This is a genomic window from Streptomyces fulvoviolaceus, assembly GCF_000718165.1.
In the GTDB taxonomy this organism is placed as follows: domain Bacteria; phylum Actinomycetota; class Actinomycetes; order Streptomycetales; family Streptomycetaceae; genus Streptomyces; species Streptomyces fulvoviolaceus.
The window spans coordinates 90,171-112,393 of the sequence record NZ_JOEY01000026.1; the positions used below are offsets into that span (position 1 = coordinate 90,171).

At 70.5% G+C, this 22,223-nt stretch carries 20 protein-coding genes; 11 read left to right on the forward strand and 9 right to left on the reverse strand.

Annotation, left to right across the window (positions count from 1 at the left end; translation table 11 throughout):
• Window positions 1-13 precede the first annotated feature (13 nt).
• Window positions 14-634 carry a DedA family protein gene (locus IG08_RS0127510; protein WP_106981033.1) on the reverse strand — a complete coding sequence of 207 codons (621 nt, stop codon included), beginning with the start codon at window positions 632-634 and terminating at the stop codon, window positions 14-16.
• Entirely contained in the window at window positions 631-1,404 is a 774-nt protein-coding gene (locus tag IG08_RS0127515; RefSeq protein ID WP_030607868.1) for an MBL fold metallo-hydrolase, read from the reverse strand. The genes IG08_RS0127510 and IG08_RS0127515 overlap by 4 nt, the downstream gene beginning before the upstream one ends.
• A gap of 84 nt (window positions 1,405-1,488) precedes the next feature.
• Here IG08_RS0127515 and IG08_RS0127520 point away from each other — a divergent pair, with 84 nt between their 5' ends.
• The 9 genes from IG08_RS0127520 to IG08_RS0127560 all read left to right on the forward strand — a co-directional run bounded on the left by IG08_RS0127520 (window position 1,489) and on the right by IG08_RS0127560 (window position 12,006).
• Window positions 1,489-1,890 (forward strand): hypothetical protein, encoded by a 402-nt coding sequence (locus IG08_RS0127520; RefSeq protein ID WP_030607871.1) that lies wholly within the window; start codon window positions 1,489-1,491, stop codon window positions 1,888-1,890.
• Window positions 1,891-1,958: 68 nt separating this feature from the next.
• Window positions 1,959-4,004 carry an alkaline phosphatase family protein gene (locus IG08_RS0127525; protein ID WP_030607874.1) on the forward strand — a complete coding sequence of 682 codons (2,046 nt, stop codon included), beginning with the start codon at window positions 1,959-1,961 and terminating at the stop codon, window positions 4,002-4,004.
• Window positions 4,005-4,190: 186 nt separating this feature from the next.
• Window positions 4,191-5,252: an ATP-binding protein gene (locus IG08_RS0127530; protein ID WP_030607877.1), complete on the forward strand. Its 1,062-nt coding sequence runs from the start codon at window positions 4,191-4,193 to the stop codon at window positions 5,250-5,252.
• On the forward strand, window positions 5,249-7,048 hold the full coding sequence (locus tag IG08_RS0127535; RefSeq protein WP_030607880.1) for a vWA domain-containing protein: 1,800 nt from the start codon (window positions 5,249-5,251) through the stop codon (window positions 7,046-7,048). Before IG08_RS0127530 ends, IG08_RS0127535 begins: the two co-directional genes overlap by 4 nt.
• A gap of 61 nt (window positions 7,049-7,109) precedes the next feature.
• Window positions 7,110-7,538 carry an OsmC family protein gene (locus IG08_RS0127540; protein ID WP_030607883.1) on the forward strand — a complete coding sequence of 143 codons (429 nt, stop codon included), beginning with the start codon at window positions 7,110-7,112 and terminating at the stop codon, window positions 7,536-7,538.
• Window positions 7,539-7,649: 111 nt separating this feature from the next.
• Window positions 7,650-9,038, forward strand: a complete 1,389-nt coding sequence (locus tag IG08_RS0127545; RefSeq protein ID WP_030607886.1) for a magnesium transporter CorA family protein — start codon at window positions 7,650-7,652, stop codon at window positions 9,036-9,038.
• Between the two features lie 5 nt (window positions 9,039-9,043).
• Complete coding sequence (locus tag IG08_RS0127550) at window positions 9,044-9,814, forward strand: glycerophosphodiester phosphodiesterase family protein (RefSeq protein WP_052424907.1); 771 nt, start codon at window positions 9,044-9,046, stop codon at window positions 9,812-9,814.
• A 98-nt stretch (window positions 9,815-9,912) separates the two neighbouring features.
• On the forward strand, window positions 9,913-11,784 hold the full coding sequence (dnaK, locus tag IG08_RS0127555; RefSeq protein ID WP_030607891.1) for a molecular chaperone DnaK: 1,872 nt from the start codon (window positions 9,913-9,915) through the stop codon (window positions 11,782-11,784).
• Window positions 11,785-11,823: 39 nt separating this feature from the next.
• Window positions 11,824-12,006 (forward strand): hypothetical protein, encoded by a 183-nt coding sequence (locus tag IG08_RS0127560; protein WP_030607894.1) that lies wholly within the window; start codon window positions 11,824-11,826, stop codon window positions 12,004-12,006.
• Between the two features lie 6 nt (window positions 12,007-12,012).
• On the opposite strand, the gene narI is transcribed toward IG08_RS0127560, so the two are convergent.
• From narI to IG08_RS0127590, 6 genes are all read right to left on the reverse strand, one after another.
• Complete coding sequence (gene narI, locus IG08_RS0127565) at window positions 12,013-12,735, reverse strand: respiratory nitrate reductase subunit gamma (protein WP_030607897.1); 723 nt, start codon at window positions 12,733-12,735, stop codon at window positions 12,013-12,015.
• Complete coding sequence (narJ, locus tag IG08_RS0127570; protein WP_030607899.1) at window positions 12,732-13,223, reverse strand: nitrate reductase molybdenum cofactor assembly chaperone; 492 nt, start codon at window positions 13,221-13,223, stop codon at window positions 12,732-12,734. The genes narI and narJ overlap by 4 nt, the downstream gene beginning before the upstream one ends.
• Complete coding sequence (gene narH, locus IG08_RS0127575) at window positions 13,223-14,827, reverse strand: nitrate reductase subunit beta (RefSeq protein ID WP_030607902.1); 1,605 nt, start codon at window positions 14,825-14,827, stop codon at window positions 13,223-13,225. The genes narJ and narH overlap by 1 nt, the downstream gene beginning before the upstream one ends.
• A complete protein-coding gene (locus IG08_RS0127580) occupies window positions 14,827-18,471 on the reverse strand; it encodes a nitrate reductase subunit alpha (protein ID WP_420823293.1) in 3,645 nt (1,214 codons plus the stop codon). The genes narH and IG08_RS0127580 overlap by 1 nt, the downstream gene beginning before the upstream one ends.
• A gap of 129 nt (window positions 18,472-18,600) precedes the next feature.
• On the reverse strand, window positions 18,601-19,413 hold the full coding sequence (locus IG08_RS0127585) for an SAM-dependent methyltransferase (protein WP_030607908.1): 813 nt from the start codon (window positions 19,411-19,413) through the stop codon (window positions 18,601-18,603).
• A 50-nt stretch (window positions 19,414-19,463) separates the two neighbouring features.
• Window positions 19,464-20,327, reverse strand: coding sequence for a helix-turn-helix domain-containing protein (locus IG08_RS0127590; RefSeq protein ID WP_030607911.1), 864 nt, complete (start codon window positions 20,325-20,327; stop codon window positions 19,464-19,466).
• A gap of 225 nt (window positions 20,328-20,552) precedes the next feature.
• On the opposite strand from IG08_RS0127590, the gene IG08_RS0127595 reads away from it, so the two are divergent.
• Window positions 20,553-20,978 carry a hypothetical protein gene (locus tag IG08_RS0127595; RefSeq protein WP_030607914.1) on the forward strand — a complete coding sequence of 142 codons (426 nt, stop codon included), beginning with the start codon at window positions 20,553-20,555 and terminating at the stop codon, window positions 20,976-20,978.
• On the opposite strand, the gene IG08_RS0127600 is transcribed toward IG08_RS0127595, so the two are convergent.
• Window positions 20,960-21,784 carry a helix-turn-helix domain-containing protein gene (locus IG08_RS0127600; RefSeq protein ID WP_030607918.1) on the reverse strand — a complete coding sequence of 275 codons (825 nt, stop codon included), beginning with the start codon at window positions 21,782-21,784 and terminating at the stop codon, window positions 20,960-20,962. The two genes, IG08_RS0127595 and IG08_RS0127600, sit on opposite strands and share 19 nt — an antisense overlap.
• 132 nt (window positions 21,785-21,916) lie before the next feature.
• Between IG08_RS0127600 and IG08_RS0127605 the strand changes: the two genes are divergently transcribed.
• A complete protein-coding gene (locus IG08_RS0127605) occupies window positions 21,917-22,222 on the forward strand; it encodes a 4a-hydroxytetrahydrobiopterin dehydratase (protein ID WP_030607921.1) in 306 nt (101 codons plus the stop codon).
• Window position 22,223 lies beyond the last annotated feature (1 nt).

Here is a 22,223-nt window from a genome sequence, read left to right on the forward strand (position 1 = left end):
CCGCAACGAAACATCACCTGGCAGATCGAACCCGTCTCCACACACTCGGCGCAGCGCTGATCGTAAGGGTCAGCGCGACCGCCGCCACCACACCTTCCCAAGGCTCGTTGAACAGCGACCCACCAAGAATCCCGATCAGCTGATACGTCACTGCCCACGCCAGGCAGGCCGGTAGATTCCCCCGCGCAAACCGCCGCAACGGCCACTCGGCCATCAGGCAAGCCAACATCACCGGAATCCGCCCCGCCGGCACCAGCCGAGACAACACCAGCACAGCCACACCATGATCCGCCAACTTCGCCTGCGCCTGCGCAAGCCTCTCCTCCGGCGCCCGCGACCGAATCGCCTCCAGCCACCGAGACCCGTTCCGCGATCCCATCCCACGCCGCCCGAGCCAGTACAACGCCATGTCCCCGAGGAACGCCGCCAGCGAGGCCGTAACAAAAACCAGCGCCAACGCGAACGGCGCCGTCTGATGAAACGCCACCACAGCCGCCGTACTCACCAACGCCCCCGTCGGCACCACCGGCACCAACGCCCCGAGCAGCACCAGCAGAAACAACGTCGGATACCCGATCGCCTGCTGCGTGGACTCGGGCGTCACACCCGTCGAGGCCGCGGCCAGCAGCATCACCGTGCGACCTCCAGCCGCACACTCTCCCCGTGCTCCAGCCGGTGCACGGCGACCCCGGGCGCGTACTCCGCCGCCAACCGCACGAACTCCGCACCCGGCGCGTGGAATTCGTGCGGGCGCACCGCGTCCATCGCGATGGGCCAGTACGTGCCGTAGTGCACCGGCACCGCGCTGCGCGGTGCCAGCCGGGCCAGCGCCTGGGCCGCGCGCCCCGCGTCCAGGTGCCCCTCGCCGAGGTACGGCCCCCAGCCGCCGACCGGCAGCAGCGCCACGTCGACCGGTCCGACCTCCTTGGCCATGTCGTCGAAGAGGCCGGTGTCCCCGGCGAAGTAGGTGCGCCCCTCACCTTCGACGACGTATCCGAGCGCGGGGGAGCGGTGCGGTCCGACCGGCAGCCGCCGCCCGTCGTGCCGCGCGGGCACGGCCCGTATCACCAGGTCACCGACCTGTGTCTCGTCCCCGGGGGCCACCTCGGCGACCTGGAGGTGGGTGAGCCGGCGCAGCGCCGGCACCGCCCGTGGTGCGCCCCGGGGCACGAGCAGGTGCGTGCCCGGGGCGAGCCGCGCCAGCGAGGGAACGTGCAGGTGGTCGGCGTGCAGATGGGAGACGAGTGCGACGTCCGCGCACCAGGCGCCGGGCGGCGGCACCGCACCACGTCGGCGGCGCAGATGCGCGAGGCGGCGGGCGAACAGAGGGTCGGTGAGCACGCGTACGTCCGAATCCGTGACCGTGCAGGTGGCGTGACCCCACCAGGTGATCTCCACCGGCACCTCTTTGCCTCCTTCGCACGACTCCCCCGAAGCCTACGGGCAGGAGTAGGGTCGGCGGCGAAACCCGGAGGTGAGGGGGACACCATGGGACCGGTTCGGGTCACGGCGATCGCGAGTCTGACGCCACTTGAGGAGTTGGACGCAGACCCCTTCCTGGTGGACTCCCGCAGCCAGCACGCGATGTGCGCCCGCTGGGCCGCCGAACGGGGTTACACCGTCAGACGCGAGCTGTTGGTGCGCGGACTGCGCCCCGACCACTGCGTGCTGTGGGACGGCGTCCGGCCGGGCACCGACCTCTTCGTGGCCCCCAGCCGCCGGGTCCTGGAGAGTGCTCTGTCCTCCGTCGAGGAGTTCACCGAGGAGTGCGCCCGCCGCGGCGTACGGGTCGAGACGGTGGGCTTCGCGGAGCCCGCCTACGACGCCCAGATGAAGGCCCGGGTCCACCGGCGCCTGTCCATGCCGACGGCGGGATACGACGGCCGCTAGCGACCCGTGTGACAGGCTGGTCCCAGGGCCCGCACCGACGACGGGCCGGGACGTGAGGTGTACGGGGCGTGCGTGGAGGGCGTTGGCGGCGGGTCGCCAGTCAGGTCGGCCGGAGCGTCGCGGTGTGGGTCGTCTCCACCCTCACGATGCTCGTCCTGGCAGGCATCCTGCCGGACTTCCGGCTCCAGTCCGTGGACGGCGACAGCGCCACCCGGATCGCCGTCACCGCGGCGTTCGGCGCCGGCGCCTTCGGTGTGCTGTCGGCCCTCGTCTGGCCGCTTCTCGTACGGCTGCTGCTGCTCGTGCCCGCGCTCGTGCTCGGGCTGCTGGTCTTCTTCCTCAACGGCGCGCTGCTGCTGATCGCGCTGCGCCTCAACCCCGCCGAGCGCGGCGACGCCGCCCCGGAGACCGCGGTCGTGGTCGCCGCCGTGATGTCCGCCGTCGCCTCCGCCACGGGTGGTGCGCTGGCCGTGCGCGACGACGACGCCTACCGGCGCCGGCTGTACCGCCTCGCCGACCGCCGCCGGGGCACCGGTCCGGCCATCCCCGCCACCCCCGGCATGGTCTTCATCCAGCTCGACGGCGTCGGCCACGACGTACTGACGGCCGCGGTGGGCAAGGGGCTGATGCCCACCGTCGCCAAGTGGCTGGGGGGCACCCACCGGCTCACCCCCTGGCGCACCGACTGGTCCAGCCAGACCGGCGCCAGCCAGCTCGGCATCCTGCACGGCAGCAACCACGACGTCCCCGCCTTCCGCTGGTACGAGAAGGACACCGGGGAGGTGATGGTCAGCAACCGCCCGACCAGCGCCGCCGAACTCCAGCGCCGCGCCGTCGAGCGCACCGGCCACGGCGGGCTGCTCAGCGTCGACGGTGCCAGCCGCGGCAACCTCTTCGGCGGCGGCGCCGACGAGCAGGCCCTCGTCCTGTCCATCGCCACCCGCCGCCGCAGCCGCGAGAACCGCTCCCGGGCGGGCTACTTCGCCTACTTCTCCGACCCGGCCAACGCCGTGCGCACCGCCATGTCCTTCGTCGCCGAGGTCGGCCGCGAGATCGGCCAGTCCACCCGTGCCCGCGTCCGCAAGGTGCGCCCGCGCGTGGGCCGCGGCGGCCTCTACCCCTTCGTCCGCGCCTTCGCGACCGTCGTCGAACGCGACGTCGTGGTCGCCGCGGTGATGGGCGACATGCTCGCCGGCCGCACCGCCGTCTACGCCGACCTCGTGGCGTACGACGAAGTGGCACACCACTCCGGGCCGATGAGCCGCGACGCGGAGAAGGTGCTCGAACGCCTCGACCGCTCCCTCGCGTTGATCGAGCAGATCGCGGAGCACGCCCCGCGCGCGTACCGGATCGTCGTGCTGTCCGACCACGGCCAGAGCCCCGGCGAGACCTTCCGCACCCGCTACGGCCTCACCCTCGGCGACCTGGTCCGGGCCGGCTCCGGGCTGCCCGTGCCGCGCAAGGCCGAGCGCACTCACAGCGGCGCGGAGGCTCGCGCGGCGGTACGTGCGGCACTGCGGCGGCCGGTCGAGGAGAGGCGCGAGCACCGGCCCGCTCGCCGCGGTTCCGAGCCGATCGTGTTGGCCTCCGGCAACCTCGGTCTGGTGTCCTTCCCGGATGTGCCGCACCGGATGTCCAAGGAGGAGATCGATGCGCGGCATCCTGCTCTGCTGACGACGCTTGCCAACCATCCCGGGATCGGGTTTCTTCTCGTGCGGAGCGAAGAGCATGGTGGGGTGGTGCTCGGGCCGTTCGGTACGGAGATCCCTCTGGGGCAACTCGACGACGAGCCGGGCCCGTTGGCGGACTTCGGGCCGGGCGTGGCCGACGTGGTCCGCCGGACGCACTCCTTTCCGCACACCGCCGACATCATGGTGAACTCCTGGTACGACCCGGTCGAGGGCGAGGTCCTTGCCTTCGAGGAGCAGATCGGTTCGCACGGGGGACTCGGGGGTGCGCAGGGGAAGCCGTTCTTGCTGTCGCCGGTCGCGCTGTCCGAGCCGCCCGAGGAAATCGCCGGGGCGGAGCAGATCCACCGGGTGCTGCGTGGTTGGCTCGATGAGGCGGGCGGACCCCAAGTGCCGTTGCCTGCTCGGCAGGAGAGGGCCGCGTAGGCGTTTGCCCGCGGGCCGGTGGGGGCTTGTCGCGCCCACGCGGCGGAGCCGCATATCGATGCAAGCCCCGCGCCCCTCAAGGGGCGCGTCACCTGGGCGTTGGAAAATCAGCTGCGGTGGTTCCGCTCGCCGCACACACTGTTCGAGTCACCCCCTCCCTCGAACAACTCCCCAGGAGCCCCTGTCTTGCAGGCTGCCGTCACCGTCACGCCCTCCCGTATCCCGGAACTGCTGCTCGGTCTCGCGACCGTGCGGCCCGTCTTCGTCTGGGGTGCCCCCGGCATCGGAAAGTCCTCCCTGGTCAGGGAGTTCGCCGAGTCGCTGGGCCTGGAGTGCGTGAGTCTGCTCGGCACCCAGCTGGCCCCCGAGGACCTGATCGGGGTGCCGCAGATCCGCGACGGGCGGTCGGTGTTCTGCCCGCCGGAGGCGATCGCCCGTGACGAGCCGTACTGCCTGTTCCTGGACGAGCTGAACGCAGCCACGCCGGACGTGCAGAAGGCGTTCTACTCGCTGATCCTGGACCGCCGTATCGGCAACTACGAGCTGCCGAAGGGCTCGATCGTCATCGGCGCCGGAAACCGGGCGACGGACAACGCCCTCGCCCGGCCCATCGCCTCCGCCCTCGTCAACCGCCTCACCCACGTCCACCTGGAGGCCTCTCCGAAGGACTGGCTGACCTGGGCGGCGAGCAACGGCATCCACCCCTGGATCCTGGACCACCTCACCGACCGCCCCGACCACCTGTGGTCCAAGCCGCCGAAGACCGAGGAGCCCTTCTCCACGCCCCGCTCCTGGCACATGCTCTCCGACGCGCTGCACTCCTTCGGTCACGGCCTCGACGAGGAGACCCTGAAGGTCCTCGCCCACGGCACGCTGACGCCCGCGCACGCCACCGCCTTCTGCGGCTACGTCAAGATCGTCCGTAGTCAGTTCGGCATCGAGGCGATCATCAAGGGCGACGCCCGCTGGCCGAACCGCATAGAGGACCGCGACCTGCTCTACTACCTCGCCGAGTCCTTCCGCGGGCGCCTGATCAAGGAACTGCCCGCGAGCAAGGAGCACATGTCGGCGAACGGCCGCCAGACCGCCTACCGCGCCAAGTCGCTGCTCGTGCAGCTCGCCGAGATCTCCGTCGAGGTCGCGCAGACCGTCATCGCCTCCGACGCCGACGGCAATCCCCTACTGCCGTCGTGGTTCCTCGTCGAGGCGGCGCGGGACATGCCGCGGCTGGTGGAGGCGCGGCGATGAGCCGGAACCCCGCCAACAAGACCAAGAAGAAGCGGGACCTCGCGGCGGAGGCCTTCGCCGAGGGGATGCGGCTGGTGAAGGCCAACCCGGCACTGGCGGCCGTGGAGTTCAGCGTCTGCCGGCACGAGGAGTGCAAGTTCGCGCCCCGCGACGGGCTCGTGTGCGTCGACTCCGACGGCGACCTGCACGCCCACCCCCACCGCCTCGCCGAACCCGCCGCCTGGGCCTGGGCGATCGCGCACGCCGTCCTCCACCTCGGCTTCGGGCACGTCCCGGCGGCGAAGGGCGAGCGCACCCAGCCCGACCGGTACGACCTCGCCGCGCGCTGCGTCGTCGTCAATCGCTTCCTGCTCAACTTCACCGTCGGCGAGACCCCGGAGGAGCTGCCCGCCTCCTACCCCGACGGCGACGAGGAGCACCTCGCCGCGCGCTGGCGGCGGGACGGGCTCCCGCCCGCGTACGAGCGCTGCGGCACGGCCGGTGACGAACCCGACCAGGTGCTCCTGCGGTGGGCGGGCTGGATGCAGCCCCCGGACTGGCAGCTGGCTTTCGCCACCGCCCTGACCCGGACCGTGTCCGCGGCGATGGACATGGCGGGCGGCCGCCGCGACTCCCTCGACGGCGAGGCGCCGCGGCTGCGCCCCTGGCAGCGGGCGCTGAGCTGGTTCATCTCCTCCTACCCCCTGCTCGGCGGCATCGCGGCCGGCATCAAACTCGTCGCCGACGCCGAACTCGCCCGCACCCACGGCATCTCCGTCGCGGCGGTGAACCCGGAGGCCGGCGAGATCTACATCAACCCGCTGCGCCGCTTCGACGACGAGGAGTGGCGGTTCATCCTGGCCCACGAGATGCTGCACGCCGCCCTGCGCCACGGCGACCGCTGCGGCACCCGCGACCCCTACCTGTTCAACATCGCCTGCGACTACGTCATCAACGGCTGGCTCAGCGACATGCAGGTCGGCACCATGCCCGAGGGTCTGCTGTACGACCCGCGGCTCGCCGGCCTGTCCTCCGAGGAGGTCTACGACCGCATCGCCGGAGACCTGCGCCGCCGGCGCCGCCTGGCCACCCTCCGCGGCAAGGGCGTCGGCGACATCCTGGGCGGTCCGCTAGGCGCCCCCGGCGACTACTGCGACCTCGACGAGTTCTACCGCCGGGGTCTGGCCCGCGGCCTCGACCTGCACGAGCAGCAGGAACGGGGCTATCTGCCCGGTGGTCTGGTCGAGGAGATCCGGGCGCTCAGCCATCCGCCGCTGCCCTGGGACGCCCGACTGGCCCGCTGGTTCGACGAGTTCGTGCCGAGTCCGCAGCCCGTACGGACGTACGCCCGCCCCGCGCGCCGGCAGGCGGCCACGCCCGACATCCCGCGCGCGGGCCGCTACTTCCCGCCCGAGGAGATCGCCCGCTGCACCTTCGGCGTGGTCCTCGACACCTCCGGCTCGATGGACCGGGTCCTGCTCGGCAAGGCGCTGGGAGCGATCGCCTCGTACGCCGAGGCGCGGGACGTACCGGCCGCCCGGGTCGTGTTCTGCGACGCGGCACCGCACGACGCCGGGTATCTGCCGGTCACGGAGATCGCCGGCCGGGTGCGGGTGCACGGCCGCGGCGGCACCGTGCTGCAGCCCGGCATCGACCTGCTGCACCGCGCCGACGACTTCCCGCCCGGCGCGCCGGTCCTCGTGATCACGGACGGCTGGTGCGACGTGCTGAGGGTGCGGCGCGAGCACGCCTATCTGATCCCGCAGGGGGCGCGGCTGCCGTTCACCGCGCGTGGACCGGTCTTCCGGGTGAGCTGAGCCGGAGTGTGATCGGATGGAACCAGTAACCCGGAACCGGGACCACACGAAAGGAATGACCGTGGCTGCCACGCGCTCCGCACACACTGTTTGGGAAGGCAACCTGCTCGAGGGCAACGGAGTCGTCACCTTCGACTCCTCCGGCGCCATCGACCAGCAGCCGGTGACCTGGGCTGCCCGCACCCAGGAGGCGAACGGCAAGACCAGCCCCGAGGAGCTGATCGCGGCCGCCCACTCCAGCTGCTTCTCCATGGCGTTCTCGCACGCCCTCGCCGGGGCCGGCACCCCGCCCACCAAGCTCGTCACCTCGGCCGACGTCACGTTCGTGCCGGGTGAGGGCATCACCGGCGTCCACCTCACCGTCGAGGGCACCGTGCCGGGCCTCGACGAGGAGGGCTTCGTCGCCGCCGCCGAGCAGGCCAAGGTCAACTGCCCGGTCAGCCAGGCCCTCAAGGCCGTACCGATCACGCTGGACGCGAAGCTCGCCTGACACCGCGCCCGGACAACACGTCGCGCAGGCCGCCCACCTGGGGCTGCCTGCGCGACGTCGGTTTGCGGCAGTGGTGCGGGGTATGAAAACGAAGGCTTCGGAAGGATTTCGATGGTGACGGGAACGTCCAACAGTGCGACCGTACTTGACTCCGCCACGCGTGAACTCACCCGCATTCTGCTTTTATTCAGTCTCGCCGGACGACTGCTCCCGCAGGCCTCCCCGCTCGGCGGCCTCGTCGACCAATGGGACTTCGGGCGCTTCGAGCCGCACCTGAGATCCGGCGGAGCGCTGCTTCCCGTGCCCGTCCTCGTCGAGCACGTGGCACCGGAGCAGCTGGAACTGCCGAACGGCGACCACGGCCTCGACCTCGCGTCCGTCAAGCTGATGGTCCTCGCCACCCCGCGCGGCGACGCCACGCTCGTCATGGACTGCGGATTCGCCGGGGAGACCGACTCCGGCGCCGTCGCCGCCTGGCTCGCGAGCACCTGCTTCGACCGCGAGCGGATCAAGCTGGGCGGAAAGTCCCTGCCCGAGGTCCTCAACCAGCGGCTCACCCCGCCGACCCAGCTGACCTTCGGCCAGAACGTGCACCAACTCGTCTTCCCCGGCGGACAGTTGCGCCACGACCTGTTGAGCACGGACGCCACCGACGTGGCCCGCCGGCCGACGCTGCTGAGCGAGATCGTCTACCGCGGCAGGATGGCGCCGAACCACACGCCCGACCTCGACGCCAACATGCCGCCCAACCTGCGCAACCACGGCGTCACGCTCTCCGCCCACGGCCGCGGCGTGTCCATACAGGCCGGCTGGGCCCCGCACGTGGAGCACGGCCTGGCCCTGGTCGCCCTGGGCCTGATCTCGGCGCTGGCCGTCCTCCAGCGCACCCGGCTGGCCGCCTTCGAGACCATGCGGGCCAACGAGCGGGCCATGACGGACTCGCCGTACGAGGTCCGCTCGCTCATCTCCCGGCTCTCGGCGGACGTGAACGAGCTCCAGCTGGACCTGGCCTTCGGGGTCGAGGCCTACGTGGACAGCCTGCTGATCCCGGAAATGCTCATGGAGGGCTTCCAGACCTCGCTGCGCGACGCCCTCGGCATCCGCGACAGCCTGGACAACTCGGCCCGCATGGTCGAGCGGCTCACCTCCGTGATCAGCGCCCGCTCGGCCGCCCTGGACGCCGAGCTCGCGGAACGCGACGACCGCCGCGACCGTACGGTGTCGGCCCTCGTCGCCGTGGCCACGCTGATCGCCCTGCCGCCGACGCTGCTGCTGGCGTTCTTCGGGGTCAACGGCACCAACGTGGACGATCACCGCTCCATCCTCGACCTCGGGCGGTACGGCACGGCGTACGTGCTGGCCTGGCTTCCCTTCGTCTCCCTCGCCGTGGTCGGATACCTCCTGCTCAGGCGGGTCAGCAGACGGTCCGGCACCCTCCTGTCCCGGCCCCACCAGGGCCCCGCACCGGTGCCCGCACCGCGTCCCTCACCCGGGAGTTGATCGACATGCCGCGACGACCTGCCGTATCGGCCCACCGCGGAGGATCCGAGCGAGCCGGCGCCGCCACCTGGGAGGCGTACGAGGACGCGATCCTGTCCGGGGCGGAGTACGTCGAGTTCGACATCCGGCGTACGGCGGACGGCGTCTTCGTCGTCTACCACGACCCCCGGGTGGATCACACCGGCCCGCTGCTGTCCCGGATCACCCATGCCGAGCTGAACGAGCGGGCCGGATACGCCGTGCCGGTCATGGACGAGGTCATGTCCCTGATCGCCGGGAAGCTCATGGGCCATCTCGACCTGAAGGAGATCGGTCAGGAGCGCGAGGTGATCGATCGCGCGATCGCCCTGCTCGGCGAGGACGGCTTCGTCGCCACCACCCTGGAGGACCGTTCCGTCGCCGCCATCAGCCAGGCGTACCCCGGGGTGCGCACCGCTCTGTCCCTGGGCCGCGACCGCAAGGAGATCGGGTCGCTGCGGCTGGCGGGCACCCGGCTGAGCGAGCTGCTGCCCATGCGCCGGGTCCGAGCCTGCGGGGCCGACGGGGTCGCCGTGCACCAGCGGCTGGCCCGCGCCAACGTGCTGCGCGAGGCGGCCCGGCACGGCCTGTTCAGCATGGTGTGGACGGTCGACGACGACGCCCTGATGCGGACGTTCCTCGGCGACCCGCGTGTGGACGTCCTGATCACCAACCGGCCCCGGCGGGCCCTCGCCCTGCGCGGAGACCGGCACGACGATCAGCACGACGAGCGGCCACTGGGGTACCCCTCGCACTGAGCAGGCACTCCCGGGCCATTGACAAGAGCGCACTCAAGTTTTGTGCTGGAGTGTGGGAAGCCTCTCTGGTGGGACTCCCTGGGCGGAAGGGGACGACGATGGCACGTGCGGTCGGAATCGATCTGGGGACCACGAACTCGGTGGTTGCCGTGCTGGAGGGCGGCGAACCCACCGTCGTCGCCAATGCGGAGGGGGCCAGGACCACACCGTCGGTCGTGGCCTTCGCCAAGAACGGCGAGGTGCTCGTCGGTGAGGTGGCGAAACGGCAGGCCGTGACGAACATCGAGCGCACCGCGCGCTCCGTGAAACGGCACATGGGAAACGCGGACTGGCGCTTCCCGGACGAGGGCTCCGTGGACGGCACCCGGTACCGGGCGCAGGAGCTGTCCGCGCGGGTCCTGCAGAAGCTGAAGCGGGACGCGGAGGCCTACCTCGGCGAGGACGTCACCGACGCGGTGATCACCGTACCGGCGTACTTCGACGACGCGCAGCGGCAGGCGACGAAGGAGGCGGGAGAGATCGCGGGCCTGAAGGTCCTGCGGATCATCAACGAGCCCACCGCGGCCGCCCTCGCCTACGGCCTCGACCGCGGCGAGGAACAGACCGTCCTCGTCTTCGACCTGGGCGGCGGCACCTTCGACGTGTCGCTCCTCGAGATCGGCGACGGGGTCATCGAGGTCAAGGCCACCAACGGTGACACACACCTCGGCGGCGACGACTGGGACCAGCGGGTCGTCGAGTACCTCGTCAAAAAGTTCCGGGGCCAGAACGGCGTCGACCTCGGCAAGGACAAGATGGCGCTGCAGCGGCTCCGCGAGGGCGCCGAGAAGGCCAAGATCGAGCTCTCCAGCTCGTCCGAGACGACGATCAACCTCCCCTACATCACCGCCTCCGCCGAGGGACCCCTGCACCTCGACGAGAAGATGACCCGCGCCCAGTTCCAGGAGCTCACCGCCGACCTGCTCGACCGCTGCAAGACCCCCTTCCACCAGGCGGTCAAGGACGCGGGCATCAAGCTCTCGGTGGTCGACCACGTCATCCTCGTCGGCGGCTCCACCCGGATGCCCGCGGTCACCGAGCTGGTCAAGGAACTCACCGGCAAGGACCCGCACAAGGGCGTCAACCCGGACGAGGTCGTGGCCGTCGGCGCGACCCTCCAGGCGGGCGTCATCCGCGGCGACGTCAAGGATGTCCTGCTGCTCGACGTCACCCCGCTGTCCCTCGGCATCGAGACCAAGGGCGGCATCATGACGAAGCTCATCGAACGCAACACCACGATCCCCACCCGCCGTTCGGAGATCTTCACGACGGCGACCGACAACCAGCCCTCGGTCGGCATCCAGGTCTACCAGGGCGAGCGTGAAATCGCCGCGTACAACAAGAAGTTGGGCGTCTTCGACCTGACCGGGCTCCCTCCCGCCCCGCGTGGGGTCCCGCAGATCGAGGTCGCCTTCGACATCGACGCGAACGGCATCATGCACGTCTCGGCCAAGGACCTGGCGACGGGCCGCGAGCAGAAGATGACGGTGACCGGCGGCTCGGCCCTCCCCAAGGACGACATCGACCGCATGATGCGCGAGGCCGAGCAGTACGCCGAGGAGGACCGCGGGCGCCGCGAGGCGGCCGAGACCCGCAACCACGCCGAACAACTCGTCTACCAGACCGAGAAGTTCCTCCGTGAGAACGACGACAAGGTCCCGGCCGACACCAAGAGTGAGGTCGAGGCGGCGATCGCGGAACTGAAGCAACTCCTGGAGGAGAACGCCGAGATCAACGCCCTGCGCACCGGCGTCGAGAAGCTCGCCTCGGTCAGCCAGAAGATGGGCCAGGCGATGTATGCCCAGGCCCAGGCTTCCCAGGAGACCCCCACGGAGGACGGCGGTTCGCACACCTCACCGCAGGATGAGGAAGGCGTGGTCGACGCGGAGATCGTCGACGAGGAGAAGGACCAGAAGGGCGGGGCGGCCTGAGACTCCCCGCGGGACCGGACTTCACGAAGGGATACGAACATGGGAAAGAACAGGACGCGGCGCGCACGGTTAGCGGCTCTGGCGGCCGGGGCACTGCTGGCGGGGGTGGCGGCCGTGGCCGTGCACGGGGTCGTGTACACGCCGGACAACCGGGATTGGAGTTCCGAGGCCGGCCAGCACGAGGGCAACATCGTCACCCCGGCCGGCCACCACGACAGCTGACCGCGGCTACGCCCCCGTCTTCTCCCACCCCCGCCGCTCCGGACGCGGCCCCAACTGCTCGGGGTCGCGGCTGCGGTACACGACATACGGGCGGAACAGGTATTGCACCGGCGCGCTGAACATGTGGACCAGGCGGGTGTAGGGGACCAGCGCGATCAACGCCATGCCGATCACCGCGTGGACCTGGTACAGCACCGGCACGCCCTCCATCAGGTCGGTGTCCGGCTGCAACCTGAACAGGCTGCGGGCCCAAGGGGCGATGGACTCACGGTAGTTGTAGCCGTCGCCGGAGGCATGGGTGAGCTTGGCGACCATGCCCATCACGATCGCGCCGAGCAGGACGACGTACATGAGCTTGTCGTTCACGGTCGTCGCGCGGAACACGGGCGCCTTGGTGCGCCGGCGGTAGATCAGGAGCGCGATGCCGAAGACCGTGAGGACGCCTGCCGCCGTGCCGCCGTAGAGCGAGAAGAGGTGGTACGTGTGCTCGCTGACGCCTATCGAGTCGGTCCAGGACATCGGGATGAACAGGCCGACGAGGTGGCCGGCGAGCACGAAGAGGATGCCGTAGTGGAAGGCGTTGGAGGCGATGTTGAGCAGCTTCGACTCGTAGATCTGCGAGGAGCGGGTGGTCCAGCCGTACTTGTCGTAGCGGTAGCGCCAGATCAGGCCGGCGACGAGCAGGGCGACGGTGACGTACGGCAGGACGCCCCAGAGGAGTGTGGTCATCGGCGTACCCCGGTCGCGGTCGGCAGTGTGGCGCATACGGCATCCAGGACGGACGCGTACGGAGTACCGAAGGCGGTGAGCCGGGAGCGGAGCTGCTCCAGGCCGTCCCGGTGTTCGGTGAGCAGGCCGATGTCGCCGGTGCGGGCCGCGAACTCCAGCACCGCCGGCAGGAAGTCGGGCAGCTCCTCGCCGGTGAACTCCAGACCGGCCTCGCGGTAGACCTCCTTGAACCGGACCAGAGACATACCGCGCCGCCGGGTGTCCCCGTCCTGCCACCAGCTCAGATAGAGGCTGTGCCGGTTCTTGAAGTCGAAGACCTGGACGTAGTGCGCGGCCAGTTCCTGCGGGGGAGTCACCGCCGCGTGGTCGGTGAACTCCCTCAGCTGCGGGGCGGCTTCGCGCAGGAGCGGGAGCCGGGCGCGGAAGTCGTCGTCGGGGTACGTCAGGCAGAGCGCCGCCGCCTGGTAGAGCACTGCGTCCGAGGGCATCAGACCTCCTCCGCGTCGTCCGCGGTCCGAGCGGTCTGCCGCTTGCGCAGCGCGTGGAAGTTCTCCACGGACACCAGCGGCAGCTGCCTGCGTCCCGAGTCCTGGCCGAACGGCCCGTCGCCGCCCATGCCCGGGCCGTCCTCGTAGTCGAGGCTGCAGTTGTCCGGGAGCGCGGACTCCTCCAGGCGGCGCGCGTCGCCGACGGCGGCCGTCGGGATCACGTACCGGTCCTCGTACTTGGCGATCGCCAGCAGCCGGTACATCTCCTCGATCTCGGAGGGCTGCATGCCGACGGCGGAGGCGACGTCCGCGTCGGGTTCCTCGCCCAGGTTGAGCGCCCGCATGTGGGCGCGCATCGCGGCCAGCTTCTCCAGCGAGGCCCGCACCGGCCCGGTGTCACCCGCGGTGAACACCTCTGCCAGGTACTCCAGCGGGATGCGCAGCGTGTCGATCGCGCCGAAGAGATTGCCGGCGTCCTCGCCGTCGTGCCCGGTCTCCGACAGAGCGTCCACCACCGGCGACAGCGGCGGGATGTACCAGACCATCGGCATGGTCCGGTACTCCGGATGGAGGGGGAGAGCCACTCGGTACTTGCTGATCAGCGCCCGCACGGGGGAGCGGCGGGCCGCCTCCATCCAGTCGTACGAGATCCCCGCTTCCTCGCACGCCCGCTGCACCGCGTGGTCGTCGGGGTCGAGGAAGACGCCCAACTGGGCCTCGTACAGGTCCTTTTCGTCCTTCACGGACGCGGCCGCGGTCACCTTGTCGGCGTCGTAGAGGACGACCCCGAGATAGCGCAGCCGCCCGACGCACGTCTCGGAGCACACCGTCGGCAGTCCGACCTCGAGGCGCGGGTAGCACATCGTGCACTTCTCGGCCTTGCCGGTGCGGTGGTTGAAGTACACCTTCTTGTACGGGCATCCGGTCACGCACATCCGCCAGCCCCGGCACTGGTCCTGGTCGACCAGCACGATGCCGTCCTCGGCCCGCTTGTACATCGCGCCGGACGGACAGGACGCCACGCAGGACGGGTTCAGGCAGTGCTCGCAGATGCGCGGCAGATAGAACATGAAGGTCTGCTCGAACTCGAACTTCACCTTGTCGGCGGCCTGTTGGCGGGTGCGCTCGACCATCGGGTCGAGGTCGCCGTAGGCGGGGGCGCCCGCCAGGTTGTCGTCCCAGTTCGAGGACCACTCGATCTTCATCGGTTTGCCGTCGAGCTGGGAGACGGGCTGCGCGACCGGGTAGTCGTCGCCGAGCGGGGCGTCGGTGAGGTTCTTGTAGTCGTAGGTCCAGGGCTCGTAGTAGTCCTTGATCTCCGGGAGCCTGGGGTTGGAGAAGATGCCGGCGAGTTTCTTGAAGCGGCCGCCCGCCTTGAGCTTCAGCGCGCCGCGCCGGTTCAGCTCCCAGCCGCCGCGCCACTTCTCCTGGTCCTCGTAGCGGCGCGGATAGCCCTGGCCGGGGCGGGTCTCGACGTTGTTGAACCAGACGTACTCCATGCCCTGCCGGTTGGTCCACGCCTGCTTGCAGGTCACCGAGCAGGTGTGGCAGCCGATGCACTTGTCGAGGTTCATGACCATCGCGATCTGGGCCATCGGACGCATCAGTACTCGACCTCCTGGCTGCGGCGGCGGATCACGGTGACCTCGTCGCGCTGGTTGCCCGTCGGGCCCAGGTAGTTGAACGCCCAGCTCAACTGGGCGTAGCCGCCTACGAGATGGGACGGTTTGAGGATGAGACGGGTGAGCGAGTTGTGGATGCCGCCGCGCTTGCCCGTGGTCTCCGTCTTCGGGACGTTCACCGTGCGCTCCTGCGCGTGGTGCATGTAGACCGTGCCGGCCGGCATCCGGTGCGAGACGACCGCCCGGGCCACGACCACACCGTTGCGGTTGACCGCCTCGATCCAGTCGTTGTCCTGCACGCCGATCGCCTCCGCGTCCTGCGGGGACATCCAGATGCTCTGGCCGCCGCGGGACAGGGCCAGCATGAACAGGTTGTCCTGGTACTCGGAGTGGATGGACCACTTGTTGTGCGGGGTGAGGTAACGGACCGTCACCTGCCGTTCCCCGTCGGGTCCGAGGACCGGTTCGCCGAACAGCCGGTTCATGTCGAGCGGCGGCCGGTACACCGGGAGCGCCTCGCCCAGCTCGTGGATCCAGTCGTGGTCGAGGAAGAGGTGCTGACGGCCCGTCAAGGTGTGCCAGGGCTTGAGGTGTTCGGTGTTCTGCGTGAACGCCGTGTACCGGCGACCGCCGGACTCGCTGCCCGACCACTCCGGCGAGGTGATCACCGGCACGGGCGCGGCCTGCGTGTCCGCGTACGTGACCCGCTTGCCCTCGTGCTCGGCGGCCAGGTGGGCCATCTCCTGGCCGGTGCGCTCCTCCAGGGTGTGGAAGCCCTGGGTGGCGAGCCGCCCGTTGGTGGTGCCGGACAGGGCGAGGATGGTGTTGGCGGCCTTGACCGCCGTATCGATGAGAGGCCGGCCGTCCGGCGAGACGCCGTTGAGCTGCCGCAGGTGCTCCACCTCCTCGTCCGGCCGGAGGGCGATCCCCTTGGCGGGCAGGCCCAGTTGCTCCACCAGCGGGCCCAGCGCCCGGAACTTCGCGCCGATCGCCGTGTAGTCCCGCTCGACGACCGTCAGGTTCGGCAGGGTCTTCCCGGGCACGGGATCGCACTCCCCGCGCTTCCAGTCCAGGACGACCCCGCCGGGCTGGGCCGTCTCGCCCGGGGTGTCGTGCTGCATCGGGGTCGCCACCAGGTCCTTGCGCACGCCCAGATGCAGGACCGCCATCTCGCTCAGCCGGTCGGCCAGCGCCTTGAACGTGTCGAAGTCGGTGCGCGCCTGCCACGGCGGGTCCACGGCCGGGGTGAAGGAGTGCACGTAGGGATGCATGTCGGTCGACGACAGGTCGTGCTTCTCGTACCAGGTCGCGGCAGGGAGTACGACGTCCGAGAGCAGCGTCGAGGAGGTCTGCCGGAAGTCCAGCGACAGCAGCAGGTCGAGCTTGCCCTCGGGTGCCTCGTCCCGCCAGGTCACGTCCCGCGGCCGCTCACCCGCAGCGGCTTCCTCGGCGTTCAGGGACGACTGCGTGCCGAGCAGGTGCTTGGTGAAGTACTCGGCGCCCTTCGCCGACGAGCCCAGCAGGTTCGCCCGCCAAAGGGTCAGCACCCGCGGCCAGTTGCCCGGGGCGTCCGGGTCCTCGCACGCGAAGTTCAGTGTCCCCGCGCGGAGTTCGGCCACAACCTTCGCCACCGGATCACCGAAGGCCGCGCCCAGCTCCAGCGGATTGCGGTCGAAGGTCGGATACGACGGCATCCACCCCGAACGCGCCGACAGGGCAAGGCAGTCCGCGCCCGTCATCCCCTTGAACCGGCCCTCACCGAGCGGCGAGGCCAGCACATCGGCGGTGAACCTGTCGTAGCGCCACTGGTCGGTGTTGAGGAACCAGTACCCGGCGCCGATCATCTGCCGCGGCGGCCGCGACCAGTCCGACGCGGCGGCCAGGGTCGCCCAGCCGGTCACCGGGCGGCACTTCTCCTGGCCCACGTAGTGTGCCCAGCCGCCGCCGTTACGGCCCTGGCAGCCGGTCAGCTGGAGCAGGGCGAGGAAAGCGCGGTAGATCGTCTCGGAGTGGAACCAGTGGTTGGTGCCCGCGCCCATGAGGATCATGCAGCGGCCCTTGGAGCGCTCGGCGGTCCGCGCGAACTCCCGGGCGATCTTGACGCACTTGGCGGCCGGGACGGAGGTGTGCACCTCCTGCCAGGCGGGTGTGCCGGGGGCGTCCGCGTCCTCGTAGGAGGCCGGCCAGCTGCCGGGGAGGCCGGGGCGCTGTACGCCGTACTGCGCCAGCAGCAGGTCGAACACGGTCGTGACGAGGGGGCCGTCGGCACCGCCCAGCCGCGTCGCCGGCACCCCGCGTCGTACGACCTCGCCGCGTCCCTGTCCGTGCTCGCCACCCTCGGTGTCGAAGCGGGGGAGCAGCACCTCGACGTTGCCGGACGCCTGATGGCCGTACAGGCTCAACTCCGGTTCGATCGGGCCGAGTTCGAGGTTCCAGCGACCCTTGCCGGAGTCCGTCCAGCGGAAGCCGAGGGAGCCGTTCGGGACGACCGCCCGGCCGCTCGCCGCGTCCAGCACGACCGTCTTCCACTCGGCGCCCTCGCCCTGCTGGCCGAGGTCCGAGGCGCGCAGGAACTTGGACGGGACGTAGCCGCCGTCCTTCTCGGTGAGGGTGATCAGGAAGGGCAGGTCGGTGAACTTCCGTACGTAGTCCGCGAAGAACGGTGTCTCGCGGTCGACGAAGAACTCCTTGAGGATCACATGGCCCATCGCCAGGGCCAGCGCGCCGTCCGTGCCGGGGTGCGGGTGCAGCCACTCGTCGGCGAACTTGGCGTTGTCCGCGTAGTCGGGCGCCACGACCACGACCTTCTGGCCGCGGTAGCGGGCCTCCGCCATCCAGTGCGCGTCCGGTGTACGGGTCACGGGGACGTTCGAGCCCCACATCATCAGGTAGGCCGCGTCCCACCAGTCACCCGACTCGGGTACGTCCGTCTGGTCACCGAAGACCTGCGGGGAGGCGACGGGAAGGTCGGCGTACCAGTCGTAGAACGACAGCATCGGGGCGCCGATCAGCGAGTGGAAGCGGGCGCCCGCCGCGTGCGACACCATCGACATCGCCGGGATGGGGGAGAAGCCGGCGATGCGGTCGGGGCCGTACTCCTTGATGGTGTGGACGTGTGCGGCGGCGACGATCTCGACCGCCTCGTCCCAGGTCGCCCGGACCAGGCCGCCCTTGCCGCGGGCCTGCTGGTAGCGGCGGCGGCGCTCGGGGTCGTTCTGGATGTCCGCCCAGGCCAGCACCGGGTCGCCGGTGCGGGCGAGGGCCTCGCGGTACAGCTCCAGGAGGACGCCGCGGACGTACGGGTAGCGCACCCGGGTGGGGGAGTACGTGTACCAGGAGAAGGCGGCGCCGCGGGGGCAGCCGCGGGGCTCGTACTCGGGGCGGTCGGGGCCCACCGACGGGTAGTCCGTCTGCTGGGTCTCCCAGGTGATGATGCCGTCCTTGACGTACACCTTCCAGCGGCAGGAACCGGTGCAGTTCACGCCGTGCGTGGAGTTCACGACCTTGTCGTGGCTCCAGCGGTCCCGGTAGAAGGCATCCGCCTCGCGCCCGCCGGTCAGCCCGATGCTGTGCAGGTCGGGCGCGGCCTTGCCGGGCCGGAAGAACCGCCCGGCGCGCAGCAGCATGGCGCCCGGCTCGGTCGGCGGCGTCGGCGGTATCCGGGTGTCGGTCACGTGCGCTCCCTTGCTTGCCCGTGGCTGCTTCGAACCTAGGGCTGGGCAGGGGAGCGCACCTGTTGACGGCACCCGTCCGGGTCAGAGCTTGCGGGCGACCCCCGCGTACACGGGCACGATGCCCTCCGCCTGGGCCGCCACGTCCTCGGCCTCCGGGCGCCACCCGTAGGCCGGGATCACACCGGGACCCAGCAGCTCCAGGCCGTCGAAGAAGCGGGAGAACTCGACCAGCGGACGGGGATGGAAGGGCACCCCGCTGCGGTGGAAGTGCTGCGTGGCCTTCTCGACGTCCTCCGGGCTGAGGTCCGGGGTGACCTGGGACAGGATCACGTAGCTGCCCGGGGCGAGCACGTCGACGTACCTCTTCAGCAGGCCGTGCACGTCGTCGCCGTCGGGATCGTCGTTCAGATAGTGGGTCAGTGCCACCAGCGACAGCGCGATCGGCTGCGTGAAGTCCAGGGACTCGCCCGCCTGGGCCAGCAGGGTGTCGACGTCGCGGATGTCGGCGTGCACGTAGTCGGTGCTGCCCTCGGCCGAGCCGTGCAGCAGCGCCTGCGCGTGCCGGAGCACGATCGGGTCGTTGTCCGCGTACACCACCTTCGCCTCCGGGGCGACGCTCTGGGCGACCTGGTGCAGGTTGGGCTCGGTGGGGATGCCGGTGCCGATGTCCAGGAACTGGCGTATCCCGGCCTCGGCGACGGTCCGCACGGCCCGGTGCATGAAACGGCGGTTGGCGCGCGCCCCGCGCAGCACGGTGCCGTCCACCTCGAGGATCTTGCGGGCCAGTGCCTCGTCCACCGGGTAGTTGTCCTTGCCGCCCAGCCACCAGTCGTAGACCCGGGCGGGGTGCGGTCGGCTGGTGTCGATTCTGGGCGCGGCGTCGGATCCGGTCATGCGGTGCCTTCTCCCCTTGTGTAGTCACTCGCGTGAGGCGGTTCGTCGGTTCAGAAGTCCTCGCGGCGTTCCCGCAGGAGCTTCTTGGTGCGCTCGGCGGACGCGGCGCGCGCCGACATGTGGTCCAGGACCTCCAGGTGCGTGGCGACCTCCGTGCGGGAGTCGAGATACAGCGCGCCGGTGAGGTACTCGGTGAAGACCATGTCGGGCAGCTCCGGCTCGCCGAAGCGGAACAGCGAGAAGGGCGCGTACGTCCCCGGGTGCGGGCCCTCCTCGAACTCGGCGACCTGGAGCGTGACGCGGTCGCGCTCGGCGAACTCCAGGAGTTTGTCGAGCTGTTCGCGCATGACCTCGCCATGGATGCTCACCGGGCGGCGCAGCACCGTCTCGTCCATGATCACCCACAGGTGGGGCGGGTTCGGGCGCTCCAGCAGTGGCTGCCGGGCCATGCGCAGGGACACGTGCCGCTCGATCGTCTCCGGCCCCGCCCGGCCGATCGTGCCGGCCTCCATGACGGCGCGCGCGTAGTCCTCGGTCTGCAGCAGACCGGGGACGAAGTGCGGCTCGTAGGAGCGGATGATCCGGGCGGCGCCCTCCAGGCTCACGTACAGGCTGAACCAGTCCGGCAGCACGTCGTGGAACCGCTGCCACCAGCCCGGCTGGTTCGCCTCCTCGGCCAGCGCGACGAACGCGGCCGCCTCCTCCTCGGCGACGCCGTACGTCTCGAGCAGCACCTGGACGTACGGGATCTTCAGTGCGACGTCGGCCATCTCCATCCGCCGTACGGTCGCGGGGGCCACCCGCAGTACCTGCGCGGCCTCCTCACGCTTGAGGCCGGCCGCCTCCCGCAGTTCCTGCAGGCGTTTCCCGAGCACCACCTGGCCCACGGTGGGCGCAGGGCGCCGCTCACTCACGCCACGCCTCCCCTACGTGTCGAAGCTCCCGTGCAGTGTGCCATGTTCCGCTGCCGGTCTCACCGGTCACGGCTGCTTCCTCGTCACCACTCCATTACCTCACGGGTAATCGACCGGTGCCCGTACGGACGAGATCGTGGTGGCAACGGGTTCCGGGCCGGCGCACTCCGGTCCGGGATCCGTATCCCGCACACTGCCGACGACCTCGACGGAGGCTGATCCGCCATGTCCGCAACCCAGCTCGCCGCACTCGCCCGGACCGCCGACACCCAGGCCATGCTGCGTCGCTTCCTGGCCCTGGACGCGCTGGTGACCGGGGCGAACGGGCTCGCCTACCTCGCCGCGTCCGGTCCGCTCGGCGGGTTCCTCGGCGTCGACTCCGCGCTGCTGCTCGGGCTCGGGGCCTTCCTCCTGGTGTACGCGGCCGGGGTGGGCGTGCCGGCCTCGCGCGAACGGCCGCCGGTGCTCGCCGTGCGGGCCGTGATCGAGGCCAACCTCGCCTGGGCCGTGCTGAGTTGTCTGTCCCTCGCCCTGTGGCTGACGCCGAGCACGGCGGGCGCGGTGTGGACCGTGCTCCAGGCGGTCACCGTGGCAGGGTTCGCCCTGCTGCAGCAGATGGCCCTGAAGGCCCGTCAGGACAGCACCGACTGAAGGTACTTGACCGTCGCCGGGTCGGCCGGGAGGAACGTCTCGATGGCCAGCTCGGCGACGGTCACGTCCATGGGCGTGTTGAAGGTGGAGATGGAGGAGATGAAGGACAGGATCCGGCCCTCGTGCTCGATCTGCATCGGCAGCGCGAAGTGGGGGACGGGATCGGCCAGTTGGTCGTCGTTGTCGTCGTCCGTCTCCGGCACCGGATACGCCGCGACCTCCTCGTACAGCGCCCGCAGCGGCTCCGAGCGGCGCAGGGCGATCTGCCGCTCCATCTGGTCGAGCAGATGCCCGCGCCACGCGCGCAGGTTGCGGATGCGCGGTGCCAGGCCCTGCGGGTGCAGGGTGAGCCGCATCGCGTTCAGCGGGGGTGTCAGCAGGGACTCCGGGACGCCGTCCAGGAGCATCAGGATGCCCCGGTTCGCGGCCACGACGTCGTACGTCGCGTCGACCACGACCGCCGGGTAGGGCTCGTAGCCCTGGATCAGACGCTCGATGCCCTCGCGCAGGGCGTCCAGTCCCGGGTCGTCCAACGGTGTCTCCGGGTAGCGCGGGGCGTAACCGGCCGCCAGCAGCAGTGCGTTGCGCTCCCGCACCGGGACGTCCAGGTGCTCGGCCAGCCGCAGCACCATCTCCTCGCTCGGCCGGGAGCGGCCCGTCTCGACGAAGCTGATGTGCCGGGCCGAGGAGTCGGCACGCAGTGCCAGCTCCAGCTGACTGACCCGCCGCTGCTCCCGCCAGGCCCGCAGGAGCGGGCCGACACCCTTGGCGCCGGCGGTGGCGGAATCGGACGTGGGAGCGGCCATACGGATGACAGTAACCGAGGAGCGGCCCAAGGTGTCCGCCGTCGACCACCGGGAACCCTCCTGACCAGGGCCGCAGCGCTTCGGTTGTGGCAGGCTGAAGAAGAACCCCCACCCCGGGAAGGGAGCACGGCCATGCCCGTGGAACCGCTGTCGCAGAAGGAGATCGAGGACCGGCTCGCGGAGCTGCCGGGCTGGTCGCTCGACGGAGACCGCATCGCCCGCACCTACCGGCTCGGCACGCACTTCGCCGCGACCGCGATGGTCGTACACATCGCCCAGGTCCAGGACAAGCTCGACCACCACTCCGACCTCACTCTCGGTTACAACACCGTCTCCCTGACCGTGAACACGCACAGCGTGGGCGGGGCCGTGACGGAGATGGACTTCAAGCTGGCGCGCAAGGTGGAGGCGCTCGCCCCCGGCCACGGAGCCCAGTGAG

What these genes read in the sequence shown, in the direction of transcription:
- IG08_RS0127535 (WP_030607880.1), top strand. Translation starts at nt 5,249, where the DNA reads ATGAGCCGGAACCCCGCCAACAAGACCAAGAAGAAGCGGGACCTCGCG.
- IG08_RS0127550 (WP_052424907.1), top strand. Translation starts at nt 9,044, where the DNA reads ATGCCGCGACGACCTGCCGTATCGGCCCACCGCGGAGGATCCGAGCGA.
- IG08_RS0127595 (WP_030607914.1), top strand. Translation starts at nt 20,553, where the DNA reads ATGTCCGCAACCCAGCTCGCCGCACTCGCCCGGACCGCCGACACCCAG.
- narJ (WP_030607899.1), bottom strand. Translation starts at nt 13,223, where the DNA reads ATGCCCTCGGACGCAGTGCTCTACCAGGCGGCGGCGCTCTGCCTGACG.
- dnaK (WP_030607891.1), top strand. Translation starts at nt 9,913, where the DNA reads ATGGCACGTGCGGTCGGAATCGATCTGGGGACCACGAACTCGGTGGTT.
- IG08_RS0127605 (WP_030607921.1), top strand. Translation starts at nt 21,917, where the DNA reads ATGCCCGTGGAACCGCTGTCGCAGAAGGAGATCGAGGACCGGCTCGCG.
- IG08_RS0127580 (WP_420823293.1), bottom strand. Translation starts at nt 18,471, where the DNA reads ATGCTGCTGCGCGCCGGGCGGTTCTTCCGGCCCGGCAAGGCCGCGCCC.
- IG08_RS0127585 (WP_030607908.1), bottom strand. Translation starts at nt 19,413, where the DNA reads ATGACCGGATCCGACGCCGCGCCCAGAATCGACACCAGCCGACCGCAC.
- IG08_RS0127600 (WP_030607918.1), bottom strand. Translation starts at nt 21,784, where the DNA reads ATGGCCGCTCCCACGTCCGATTCCGCCACCGCCGGCGCCAAGGGTGTC.
- IG08_RS0127560 (WP_030607894.1), top strand. Translation starts at nt 11,824, where the DNA reads ATGGGAAAGAACAGGACGCGGCGCGCACGGTTAGCGGCTCTGGCGGCC.
- IG08_RS0127545 (WP_030607886.1), top strand. Translation starts at nt 7,650, where the DNA reads ATGGTGACGGGAACGTCCAACAGTGCGACCGTACTTGACTCCGCCACG.
- narH (WP_030607902.1), bottom strand. Translation starts at nt 14,827, where the DNA reads ATGCGTCCGATGGCCCAGATCGCGATGGTCATGAACCTCGACAAGTGC.
- IG08_RS0127520 (WP_030607871.1), top strand. Translation starts at nt 1,489, where the DNA reads ATGGGACCGGTTCGGGTCACGGCGATCGCGAGTCTGACGCCACTTGAG.
- narI (WP_030607897.1), bottom strand. Translation starts at nt 12,735, where the DNA reads ATGACCACACTCCTCTGGGGCGTCCTGCCGTACGTCACCGTCGCCCTG.